This window comes from Leucobacter faecis (assembly GCF_054456695.2).
Genome location: NZ_JBTJER020000002.1, coordinates 211,088 through 223,237 on the forward strand (window position 1 = coordinate 211,088; position 12,150 = coordinate 223,237).

Consider the following 12,150-nt stretch of genomic DNA (forward strand, 5'->3'; position numbering starts at 1 on the left):
ACGATCAGCTTACCCGCGACGTCTGCGGCACGGCGCCAGCACCGGCACCAGCGCCAACAACGCCACCGCCACCGCCAGCGCCACCGCCACCCACCGTCGCCAGAAATACTTCGCCGTGCCCGGTCAGCTCAATCGGCTCACCCGCCGAGACATACAGGGACTGCCCCCGGCGCGCAGCCGCGACCTCGGCGATCGGCGCAGCCTCCACCCGCTCGATGCGCACCCGCCCCCGTGTCACTACCAACACTGCGGGCGCGGGCACGTCGATGAGCACGCGCTTCGCGGCTCTCGCATGGCACTCGTGCACCTCGGAATCGTCCTCGGGTTCGCACAGCGTTGCACGCAGCAGCTCAAAGTCATCGATCTCGGGGCGCCACGCATCAAGCCCCGGCTGCACCCGCACGGGCGTAAATCTGGGCTCGGCCAGTTCTTCGGTGTCGAGCACGCGCGTAAGCTCAGCAATGTCTACGTGTTTCTCGGTGAGGCCCGCCCGCAACACGTTGTCTGACGCCGCCATCACCTCGACCCCAATACCCCCGAGGTAAGCGTGCAGTTGCCTCGCGCCCAGGTAGATCGACTCCCCCGGCTGCAACCGTACGTGGTGCAGCAGCAGCGACACGAGCACGCCAGGGTCCCCCGGGTGCGCGGCGACGAGCGCGCGCATCGCCAGATCACGGTCGCCTGCGAGCGAGACGCCCGGCTGCCCCGGCTCGGTGGCGGCGGCGAGCGCTTCAAGCCCGGCGAGCGCACGCGCTATTACGGCGTCACCGCTAAACACCCACGCAAGAAACGCACGCCGCACTTCGGCATCGCTCGCGGGCTCTGCCCCCGGGCACAGCTGCCCGGCCACGGCGTGCAGCGCGGCAGCTGCGGCCGGATCCGGAATCTCACCGGCCGCACGCACGTAGCGCGCGAGGTCATCGCGTGCGTGGGCGAGCGGTCTGAAGCCCGACAGCGCGCTCACCTCGCTGAGCGCGACGAGCAGCTCAGGCTTGTGGTTCGCGTCACCATAGTTGCGTTCGCGGGCGTCGCGCGGCACGCCCGCGGCCTCTTCGGCCGCGAAACCCGCCGCCGCCTGCGCGCGATTGGGATGCACCTGCAGTGACAGCGGCGCCCCGATCGCAAGCACTTTCAGCAAAAACGGGAGCGGGCCGCCGTCGACGCCGTAGCGTTCGGGGTCGGTCTCGACGAGGTCGATGACGGTGTGCGGGGCGGGCGTCGCTTTGGCGATGTGAGCTGGGCTGCCCGGGTGGGTGCCGAGCCAGAGCTCGGCCTGCGGCTGCCCGGTGGGGGCGGTGCCGAGCATCTCGGGCAGTGCGTCGGTCGAGCCCCAGGCGTACGCGCGCGGGGTGTTCTCGATGAAGATCAGCACGCTACTCCTTAAGTATCTACGCCTCGGCCGCGTTGACGTGCTGTGGGGCGCATGAACGCCGCCAGCATCACGGCTGAGTGCGAGGCATGCTCTACCATACCGATTATGGCCCAGAGCAAGACCCGACTTGGCGTAAGCGCGTATGCGATCTGCGTCTTCATTTTCACGCTCGGCAGTAACGGCGTGCGCAACCTGCTCGGCTGGCCCGCTTTTCTGGTGCTCGCAGCCGCGCTCACGGTCATTGGTGTGGTCGTCTTTGTGCGTGAGAAGCCGGCGCGGTTTCGGTGGTACCGACTGCCCTCGCCGCTGTACTGGTTCTTAGGGCTCGCGGCGCTGTCGATCTTGTGGTCGCAGTATCGTCTCGAGTCCGTGCTCGGTGTCGTCGCGCAGATCGCCACGACCATTCTCGCGGTCGTGCTCGCGTTCGTGCTGACGTGGCACGAGGTGTTGCGCACCCTCGGCACCGCCCTGCGCTATCTGCTGGGGCTGTCGCTCGCATTTGAGCTGTTTGTCTCGTGGTTTGTGCGCGAGCCACTGTTGCCGCTGTGGATGGAAGCCCCCGAGGGTAAGACCCCCAAGCTGCTCTTCTGGAGTCGCGACCTGCTGTTTGCGGGCGGCCCGATTCAGGGGCTCGTCGCCAGCTCGGTACTCCTCGGGTTTATCGCGTTGCTCGGCGTCATCGTGTTTGGTGTGCAGCTGCGCGCCGGGCTCGTGCGGCCCTTCTTCGGGTGGGTGTGGCTGGGCGTCGCGTTCGCCACCGTACTGCTGACGCGCGGGGCAACCGTGTGGGTCGCAATGCTCGCGGTTGCTGCTGGGCTCGGCCTCGCGCTCTGGGCGCGGCGCATGCGGCCCGAAAAGCGCGCCCCCCTCTACATCACCGGCGTCACGCTGATCGCCGCCGCGGCCGCGGCCTCGCTGTTCGCCCGTGACTTCGTGTTTGGCCTGCTGGGTAAGAGCGGCGACCTCACGGGCCGCGTCGAAACCTGGAACAAGGTGATCGAGCTCGCCGAGCAGCGCACCTGGTTTGGTTGGGGCTGGGTGAGCTACTGGGCGCCGTGGGTGGAGCCGTTCAAGTCCCTCGATAAGAAGGCTGGCCTGCAGGTGATGAGCGCGCACAACGCGTGGCTCGACGTGTGGCTGCAACTGGGCATCATTGGCGTGCTCGTGTTTTTGCCCCTCGTGGTGCTCACGGTTTGGCGCGTCTGGTTTCGCGCCGTCGACCCGCCCCGCGTAGGCTTTGGCCCGGCGCTGCCCTACGCGACAAGCGCACTGTGGCCGTTTCTGGTGATGATCGCACTCGTTGTGCAGTCACTCACCGAGAGCCGACTTCTGATCGAGGGTAACTGGGTGCTGCTCGTGCTGCTCGCAGTGAAGTCGCGCTACGATTTTCAGCTCCCCTCACAAGACGCGGAGCCCACCAAGCTACCCTGGCGCCGGGTGCCCATTCCGCGCGACACCGGCATAATCAACATCAAGAGGTAACAGCATGACTAATTCGAGCGAGCGACTGCAGCGGCTGCGCGCCGACGCCCGGCTCGAACGCGAGACCGCGATGGAGTCGCGGGTGCGCGCAGGTCAAGACCCGGCGACGGCTTCTGAGGAAGTACCCGGGGTCGACGAACTCGTCGTGCTCGCGCTGCGTGACGAGCGGCTCGAAGATCGCGGGCAGCTGGCCGAGTACGCGCTCGCGCGGCTGGCCGCCCGGGCGGGCGGGCCCGACGCCGCCGAGCACGCCCGCAACGCCGACAGTGTCGAATTCGAGATACTGCGCGAGATCGCGCACGAACACCCCGAGCTCACGGTCGCTGTGTGGCGCGCGGGTGACCGCCTCGACATCGCGTAGCGCACGGCGGCTTGGCTGCCCGGGCAGGCGGGCCGCGGGCCGCTTAGGCCGCTGGGCATCGATCCGGATCAGGCCGCACTCACACAGCGTGAGTAGGATTGCAGCGTTAGAAACCTGCCAGTCGCTAGAGAGGCGCGCGCTACATGCCGAGCACCCTGCAAAATGTCGTATTTCCTGTCGCTAAGGATCCCGATGTGCTGCCGCTGTATGCGGACGCCGAAGTGTGGTCGAAGGTTGACGGCAAGCAGGTGCGGCTGACGCAGAACGCTCACATCGACAACGTGCTCTCACGTTCGAGCGCGCGCGTGCGGGCGGGCAAGCGAGTCTCGTTCGCGAGCTACTTCAACGCGTTTCCGGCGGCGTACTGGCAGCGCTGGACCGTCGTCGACAGCGTGCGCCTCACCCTGCGCACCGAGGGCCCCGGCACCGTGATCGTGTATCGCTCGAACGCGAGCGGGGTGCAGCAGCGCGTCGATTCGCGCGAGGTCACGGGCGCCACGTCGAGCGTGTTCGAGCTGCCGCTCACCATGTTCAGCGATGGCGGCTGGTACTGGTTCGACCTCGTCGCGAGCGACGCTGACCTGGTGCTCGAATCGGGCGCGTGGGAGACCGACGCTTCTCCCGTGCAGACGGGCAAACTCAGCCTTGGTATGACGACGTACAACAAGCCCGACTACTGCGTGACCACGCTCGAGAACGTGGCGGCAGACCCCGCGCTTCTCGACGGCATCGACCGCATCTTCTTGGTCGATCAGGGCACCCAGAAGGTGCGCGATCAGGCCGGCTTCGACGAGGTCGCGGCTCGCCTCGGTGAAAAGTTACAGCTCATCGAGCAGGGTAACCTAGGCGGATCGGGCGGCTTCTCACGCTCGATGGCTGAGACGCTTGAACGCGATGACTCTGACTTCTTGATGCTGCTCGATGACGATGTCGAGTTTGAGACCGAGAGCGCGCTGCGCGCTCTGCAGTTTGGCCGTTTCAACAGTGAGCCCGTGATCGTGGGGGGCCACATGTTTGACCTGCTCGATAAGCCGGTCGTACACGCGTGGGCCGAGGTGGTGCGCGATGGCATCTTCATGTGGGGGCCGTCCTTCGAAGAGCACCACCGCCACGATTTTCGCGCACAGAACCTGCGCCAGACCAAGTGGATGCATGCCCGCCTCGACGCCGACTACAACGGCTGGTGGATGTGCATGATCCCCAAGCAGATCATCGCCGAGATTGGCCTTTCGCTGCCCGTCTTCATTAAGTGGGACGACGCCGAGTACGGCCTGCGTGCCCGCGCCGCGGGTTACCGTACCGTGTCGATGCCCGGTGTGGCGCTGTGGCACGTGTCATGGCTTGACAAAGACGATTCACAAGACTGGCAGGCGTTCTTTCACAATCGCAACCGCATCGTAGCAGGGCTCTTACACTCAGAGCAGCCCGGCGGCGGCAGGCTCTTGCAAGACACGCACCGGCAAACCATTAAGAAGCTGCTCAACATGCAGTACTACGCGGCCCAGCTCACCGTCGACGGGATGCGGGCGGTGCTGCGTGGGCCCCGCGAACTGCACAAGACGATGCCGACTGACATGCCAGCCGCACGCGCGAAGGCCGCCGAGTTCTCTGAAACTCACGTCTACAAGCCGCACGACACCGACACCCCTGTTGCGGTGGGTGGCCGGGCTCTGCCGCTCGTCGGCGATGCAGAGTCGCCCAAGGGAATCGACCTGGCCGTGTTTACCCTGCGCATGGTGCCCAAACACTGGCGTCGCAAGAGTAGCGTGGGCGAGACCCCCGAGCTCGAGTACGCCAAACGCGACGCGAGCTGGTGGCAGATTCCACACCACTCAAGCGTGCTCGTGGGCTCAGCCGACGGCAGCGGCAAGATGTGGTACCGCCACGACCGGGCCAAGTTTCGACGGCTGCTGCGAGAGTCTCGCGAACTCAGCCGACGCATCGAGAAGAACTGGGACAGGCTCGCCGCGGAGTATCGCGCGGCGCTACCCGAGATCACCTCGGTTGAAGAGTGGAAGCAGACGTTCGACGGCCGCTAACAGCGGGCTGCGGGTGTGACGGGCTCTGAGCCTTATGCCACCTAGTATTTTGGTAGTTGTTGTTTGTCGCGCCTTGGGGGAAACTCGTGACTGGTCATGGACGCCGTCTGCTTGAAGATCGGCATTATCTGCTGTACCTGTTTCTACGCGTGGTCTTCACGGTCGCGCCGCTATTGTTTGGGCTCGACAAGTACCTGCATTTTTTGGGCGCCGACTGGCCGTCGTACGTGGCGCCTTGGGCGCTCGCAATGATTCCGGTAGACGCTCACACGCTCATGCTCATTTTTGGCATGCATGAAATGGTGGCGGGCCTCATCGTCGCCTTCTTTCCGCAATTTGGTGGGCCGGTAGTCGCGGCTTGGCTGCTCACAATCACCATTAATCTCGCCACGAGCGGCCAGTTTCTCGACCTTGCGCTGCGTGACCTGGGACTGTTTGCTGGTGCCGTAGCGCTATCGATTCTCGCGTGGAGCTACGAGCCAACGCCGTTTGGGTGGCGTTCACGCCGCAAGCTGGCGAGGCTTGCAGCCTCGCCAGCAATGTAGCGGGTGACGGTGCGCCCGCCCCTGATGCGCCGCTAATGATTCACGCGGTAGATGAACGCCGCCATCGCCTCCCTCGTCACCTTATCCTTGGGCAGGTACTTCGGCTTACCCACCGGTTGCTTCGTTCCTGTCGACACCCCCGCCGTATACATCCAGGCGATCTCACGATAGAACTTGCTGGTCGGCGTCATGTCTTGAAACGGTGACACCTGAGGGGCAGCAGGTTTGCTCGTGTCGTCCATGCGGTATAGGAACGCCGCCATCGCCTCCCGCGTTACCCCCGCTTTGGGTTCATACACGGTGCCCCGCGGCGTCTTCGTGCCCGTCGAAATATTGGCACTGTGCATCCACGTGATCTCTTTGTAAAACTTGTCCCCCGGCTTCATATCGACGAACGGCGACTTGGTGGGCGCCTTGTAGTTCGCGGGCGCCTTCATGCGGTACAAGAAAGCCGCCATCGCTTCGCGTGTGACGTTGTCCCCGGGCAGGTAGGTGAACAGGCCGCTGCCCGCCTTGTTGCCGGTGGACAGCCCGCTGTCGCCCATCCAGTTAATTTCAGTACCGAACTTGTGGTCGTAGGTCACATCAATAAACGGAGTGAACTCGACGCTCACTTTCGCGGTGCCGCCGCTAATGTCGGCCACTTTTACGCGCGCGACACTCGACACCGGCGTTGACACCCCGTTCTTCACCATCGTGAGGTGTTTGCGGCTTGGGAGGGTACCCGAGGTGCGATAGTTCGTGACGGCCGTTGCCCGCTTGACCGCGTAGGGCCGCCACACCCCGTCGCTCCATATCACCTGCCCCGACGGGTAACTCTTTGAGAGCACGACCCCCGCGGTCACGGTCGTCACCCCGTCATAGGAGGGCCTAGAGCTCGCATTGGCCAGCCCGGCAGAGTCTTGCCCCACGCTGTCGCGATATTCAAGGTAAAACGATTCACCGAGCGGATTGTCGATTTTTAGCCCCCGCAGACCCGCGTTTGAGCCGAGTGCATTCAGTGCGAAGTTTTGCACGCGACCGTTCTTCGCCTGCACGGTGCGCACGCTGCCCGCAGGGTTTACGCCGAGCGCTGCACGCTGGGCAACACCGACCGAGGTGGGCTTACTGGCGCCGTAGCCTGCGCCCATCAGGTCCCAGGTGTTTCCGTACTCGGCATCGCGACAGGTCGTACCGCTGGGTTTAAGCACCCGCAACAGGCCGATGTTTTGTTCGTCATCTGCCCATCGCGTGGGGGCATCGGTCGCGAGGCCCGTGCACACCCTGGACTGCGAGTGCCCCAGGCTGAGGTTGTGACCGAACTCGTGTGCGAGGGTGTTGAGCGATTTGTTGAGGGTAGGCTGCGTCGCTGCCTCAGAAGAGTGGGCCCCCGCGCGTATATCAACCCAGATCAGGCCGCCAAAATTCATATCGGTACCGATGTCGGCGAGGCCCGCGAGACCCCCGCACCCGTTAGGCGAGTCGACAAAAACGATCAGGTGATGGCCGTTGGTGTAGGTGTTTCCACCAGTTTTCAGTAGTTCGAGGGCCTGGTTCCACCGGCTTGTTGTGTCGCAGGCATCCTGGGTTGGCAGAAGCGCTTGGGTCACGTACCTCTGCACTTTCAGCTGAGTGACGGCGCCGTCACTTTGAGTGTTCCAATAGGTGCCGGTCTGCGACACTAGGCTCTTGAGCGTTGCTTCACCGAAGGTACGATTCCCACCGATGTAGGCCACATCAGCGGTGTGTGCCCGTGGCGCAGGCGCTGCCCCCACCGGTGTCTCATGCGTCGCCTCAGTGGGCAGCACGACAGAACCGCTGATGGGCAGTTTCTCTTGCGTCTCGAGTACCGCCTCGGTCACTGTCTCCATCAGGTCTGCCTCGCTCAACGAGCCCTCTTCGGCGAGCTCGCTAGCGACGGCCGCGGCGGCCGATGCTGGGAGTGTGGCGACGCCTACAAACTCGGCCCCGGGCGCGAGCGCGGCATCAAGCGCAGACGTATCGACGGGCAGAAATGCACCGTCAGATGTTGCGAGCAGCACTCCGGCGATCAAGTCGTCACTCTGCGCTACCGCGTCACCTGGCTCGCCAATCCGGGGCTCATTGGGTAACAGGAGCAGTCGCCCACTCACCTCGATCGTCGTGGGCACGCTCGTGATGGCGTTCTCAGCCGGATCAGCAGCGGGCTCGGGCGCTGGTGTTTCATCGGCATCCGGATCAGGACCGCGCGGATCTGCGGATGCTGGGGCATCGGCAGGCGGCTCAGCAGGCTGCGGCGTAGAGCTCTCGGCCTCGTCTTCGCGCGGCTCGATCGCGTCGGTGTGAGCGGTGTCGGTGTGAGCGGTGTCGGAGTCAGACGGGGGCTGCGGGGTGCCGTACTGTCCCAGTTCGAAGGCTTGGGCGGGCGCCGCGCTCAACACGAGCAACGCTGCGAGCGCAGCCCCTATTAACGGTTTCATGAGTGATCGCACTGCCGTCACGCTCCCTTGCGGTTAAAGGCTGTTCGGGCAAGTGTAAGCGAAAAGGCGCCCCTCCTGGTCGGAGGGGCGCCTTTTCAGGTCGCGCTAGTGATGCAGTGTTAGTGCTTGTAGCGGTATATGAATGCGGCCATCGCTTCGCGCGTCACCGTGCTCTTGGGGAGGTACTTCGGTTTGCCGCTGGGCTGCTTCGTACCGGTCGAGAGGCCAGTACGGTACATCCAAGAGATCTCCTTGTAGAACTTAGACTTGGGAGTCATGTCAGCAAAGGGCGAGGTCTTAAGCGTGGCCGGCTTCGTCTTGGTGTCCATGCGGAACAAGAACGCCGACATGGCCTCACGCGTTACACCCTGCTTGGGCAGGTACTTCGGCTTGCCCGAGGCCTGCTTAGTGCCGGTGGAGAGTTTGGAGGTGTACATCCAAGCAATCTCTTTGTAGAACTTGTCCCCGGGCTTAATGTCGGCGAACGGAGAGACCTTAGGGATCTTGTACCCGGCGGGTGCAGTCTTACCCGCCGGAGTGTTCAGACGGTAGAGGAATGCCGCCATCGCTTCGCGCGTCACTTTGTCGCTCGGCAGGTACTTGCGGGTGCCACCGCCAGCATTAGAACCTGTCGAGAGGTTCGACGAGCTCATCCAGTTGATCTCTTTGGCAAACTTGCGGTCGTAGGACACATCAACAAACGGCGTGAACTCGACACGCACGGTGGCTTTGCCCCCGGCGATGTTCGTTACGCGCACCTTTGCGATACTTGAGATAGGCGTTGAAACCCCGCCCTTCACCATCGTGAGGTGTTTCATGTTTGCGTAACCACCCGTAGTTCGGTAGTTAGTCACTGCTGTGCTTCGCTTCGCCGCGTAGGGGCGCCAGACACCATCGGTCCATAGGATTCGTGCGGATGGGTAGCTCTTCGAAAGCACTACGCCATTAGTAACAGCCGTAGTCTTGTCATACTGGTAGGTAGCCGTAGCGTTGGGACCGGCTGAGTCCTGCCCAACGTTGGTACGGTATTCGACGTAGAAGGACTCGCCTTGAGGATTCACGATTTTTAGCCCGCGCAGCCCTGAGTTATTGCCCATGGGGTTTAGCGTAAAACTTTGTGACCGGCCGCCGCTGGCTTGTACGGTCCGCACGCTACCTGAGGGGTTCACACCGAGGGCGCTGCGCTGTGCTAGTCCGAGTGCAATCGGTTTGGCGCCTGTGCCGCTCGTCCAGCCCATCAAGTCCCAGGCGTTGCCGTACTCGACGTCTTTACACGCGGTTCCCGAAGGCTTGAGTACGCGCAACACTCCCGGATTCTGGTCGTCATTCTTCCAGGTCGTACGGGCGTCAACGGTGCGCCCGGTGCACACGCGAGACTGCGAGTGGCCCAGGCTCATGTTGTGACCCATTTCGTGCGTAAGGGTACGAAGCGTCTTATTCACCGTGCTCTGGTTGACCGGGTCAGACGCGCTGCTCCACCCGCGAATGTCCACCCAGATCTCGCCGCCCGAGTGAATGCTCCCACCGATACCGGCCAAGCCAGCAGCGTCGCAACCGTAGGACGAGTCAACGACCACAATCAGGTGATGCCCATTTGTATAAGTGTTCTGATTCGCACCGAAGCTCTTCGCAGCTTGATCCCAGAGACCATCCTGATAGCAGGTTGAGTACTTAGGCGTAAGGCCCTTGTATTTCTTTACGTTCAAACCGGTAACGGCACCATTGCTTTGTGACTTCCAGTAAGTGCCAGCCTGTGTCATGAGTTTCTTGATCATGGTTTCGTTGAACTTTCGTCCACCGCCAAAGAAAACGACGTCGGCTGTGTGCGTTTTCTTGGCCGGTGCCGACCCCATCGGGCTGCCCGAGAACGCATCTACCGGAAGTTCTACTGTGCCTGAAACCTCGAGCTTTTCCTCGGCCTCGAGAACAGTTTCGTTGACGGTTTCGAGCACTTGTTCTTCGCTCAAGGCCCCTTCAGCTTCAAGTTGCGCAGCAACCGCAACCCGTGCAGCTTCAGGCAGTACGCCGGTGCCTGCGAAGTGAGCTTCGCCCGCAACCGCGCCTTCGAGTGCCGTTGTATCAACGGGAATGTACGCGCCGCTATCCGTTGCAAGAAGCACACGCGCCACGTCTTCTGAAACTGTATCTGCTGCTGGGGCTGCACCATCAAGGGTGGGCTCAACCGGAAGCACTACTAGTCGGCCGGCGAGAGCGATTGTGTCAGGAACCGCGGTCACTGTTTTCGCTGCCTCGTCAGCGGTCGCGTCAGCTGCATCCGGCACCTCGGTGTCGGGAGCCAGTTCAGCCTCGGCTTCTTCGAGTGCGCCCGCCTCGTCAGACTCAGGCGCATCTTGCGCCCCGTCTTCAGTGCCAGACAAGCCCTCTTCGCCCTCTTCGACGTTCTCGTCTTCGGTGAGCGCGGGTGTCTCAGTGCCGGGGTTCTCCTGTGGCGCCTGCTCAGCCTCAGACGATAGCGGCCCTGGGCCGAAGGCTTGCGCCGGCGAGGCGCTCAACACCAGCATCGCCGCCAGCACACCTCCGGCTAGTGATTTTGAAATTGAACGCAACGGCTACGACCTCCGACATGGGTGTGAACATTCGACCCCATAGTTTAAAAAGAAGGTGAAGATTTTTGAAGCTGGGCTGCGTATTACCTAGGAAAAAACGCCAAGCGGCCGAGACTACGTACACACCAAGGTGAAAATACGTAGTCACGGCCGCCGGGGCTACCGAACCGCTGAGTTGCGCTAAATCGCGCCCTCGAGCTTGTTGTTGTACATCGAAAGGGCCGAGCCAATTGCCATGTGCATGTCAAGGTACTGGTAGGTGCCGAGTCGGCCACCAAAGTAGACCCCGTTCTCGCCCTCGGTCAGTGCTCGGTACTTGAGCAGTCGCTCGCGATCCTCAGGTGTGTTCACCGGGTAGTACGGCTCGTCGTCACGCGTCGCGAAACGCGAGAACTCGCGCATAATGACGGTCTTGTCACTCGGGTAGTCACGCTCAGGGTGAAAGTGACGAAACTCGTGAATGCGCGTGTATGGCACGTCTGCGCCCGCATAGTTCATGACGCTGGTGCCCTGGAAGTCGCCTGTCGCCAGCACCTCTTGTTCGAAGTCGAGCGTGCGCCACCCGAGCTCGCCCTCGGCAAAGTCGAAGTATCGGTCCACCGGCCCCGTGTACACGACGGGCACCTTACCCACAACGTCCTTCTTGTTGAGCGGCTGTGACTCATCGAAGAAGTCGGTGTTCAGCCGTACCTCGATGTTCTCGTGGTCGGCCATCTTCTCGAGCCACGCAGTGTAGCCGTCGGTGGGGAGGCCCTCGTATTTATCGCTGAAGTAGCGGTTGTCGTAGTTGTAGCGCACGGGCAGGCGAGAGATCACCTCGGCTGGTAGCTCAGTGGTGGGGGTCTGCCACTGTTTCGACGTGTAGTCACGAATGAACGCTTCGTAGAGGGGACGACCGATGAGCGAGATCCCTTTCTCCTCGAGGTTCTTCGCCTCCTTCGTGTCGAACTCTTCAGCCTGCTTCGCGATCAGGGCACGAGCTTCGTCAGGGCCATACGCCGCACGGAAGAACTGGTTGATCGTGCCCAGGTTGATGGGCAGCGGGTACACCTCGCCTTTAAAGTTCGAGTACACCTTGTGCTGGTAACCGGTAAACGAAGTGAAGCGGTTCACATACTCCCACACGGTCTCGTTTGACGTGTGAAACAGGTGCGCACCGTACGTGTGCACCTCAATACCGGTCTCGGGGTCCGCGTGAGAGTAGGCGTTACCGCCAATGTGCGGGCGACGGTCAATGACGACCACCTTTTTGCCTGCGGCGGCGGCACGCTCGGCGATGGTCAGTCCAAAGAAACCTGATCCGACTACAAGAAGATCCATGTGCACTAGCTTAGTTGTTCGCAGTG

General features: G+C 62.6%; 8 protein-coding genes. 4 read left to right on the plus strand and 4 right to left on the minus strand.

The window, feature by feature from the left end:
- Window positions 1-4 precede the first annotated feature (4 nt).
- Window positions 5-1,372 (minus strand): mannose-6-phosphate isomerase, class I, encoded by a 1,368-nt coding sequence (manA, locus tag ACXR2W_RS03020; RefSeq protein ID WP_458811787.1) that lies wholly within the window; start codon window positions 1,370-1,372, stop codon window positions 5-7.
- Between the two features lie 105 nt (window positions 1,373-1,477).
- On the opposite strand from manA, the gene ACXR2W_RS03025 reads away from it, so the two are divergent.
- The 4 genes from ACXR2W_RS03025 (at window position 1,478) to ACXR2W_RS03040 (ending at window position 5,799) form a co-directional block, all read left to right on the plus strand.
- Window positions 1,478-2,854: an O-antigen ligase family protein gene (locus ACXR2W_RS03025; RefSeq protein WP_458811789.1), complete on the plus strand. Its 1,377-nt coding sequence runs from the start codon at window positions 1,478-1,480 to the stop codon at window positions 2,852-2,854.
- A gap of 4 nt (window positions 2,855-2,858) precedes the next feature.
- Complete coding sequence (locus ACXR2W_RS03030; protein WP_458811791.1) at window positions 2,859-3,215, plus strand: hypothetical protein; 357 nt, start codon at window positions 2,859-2,861, stop codon at window positions 3,213-3,215.
- A gap of 143 nt (window positions 3,216-3,358) precedes the next feature.
- Window positions 3,359-5,254 carry a glycosyltransferase gene (locus ACXR2W_RS03035; protein WP_458811793.1) on the plus strand — a complete coding sequence of 632 codons (1,896 nt, stop codon included), beginning with the start codon at window positions 3,359-3,361 and terminating at the stop codon, window positions 5,252-5,254.
- An 86-nt stretch (window positions 5,255-5,340) separates the two neighbouring features.
- Window positions 5,341-5,799: a hypothetical protein gene (locus ACXR2W_RS03040; protein ID WP_458811795.1), complete on the plus strand. Its 459-nt coding sequence runs from the start codon at window positions 5,341-5,343 to the stop codon at window positions 5,797-5,799.
- Between the two features lie 32 nt (window positions 5,800-5,831).
- Here the strand turns inward: ACXR2W_RS03040 and ACXR2W_RS03045 are convergent, their stop codons facing one another.
- From ACXR2W_RS03045 to glf, 3 genes are all read right to left on the minus strand, one after another.
- Entirely contained in the window at window positions 5,832-8,237 is a 2,406-nt protein-coding gene (locus ACXR2W_RS03045; protein WP_458811797.1) for an S-layer homology domain-containing protein, read from the minus strand.
- Window positions 8,238-8,356: 119 nt separating this feature from the next.
- On the minus strand, window positions 8,357-10,759 hold the full coding sequence (locus tag ACXR2W_RS03050; RefSeq protein ID WP_458811799.1) for an S-layer homology domain-containing protein: 2,403 nt from the start codon (window positions 10,757-10,759) through the stop codon (window positions 8,357-8,359).
- 225 nt (window positions 10,760-10,984) lie between these two features.
- Window positions 10,985-12,124 (minus strand): UDP-galactopyranose mutase, encoded by a 1,140-nt coding sequence (gene glf / locus ACXR2W_RS03055; RefSeq protein WP_458811801.1) that lies wholly within the window; start codon window positions 12,122-12,124, stop codon window positions 10,985-10,987.
- Between the last annotated feature and the right edge of the window lie 26 nt (window positions 12,125-12,150).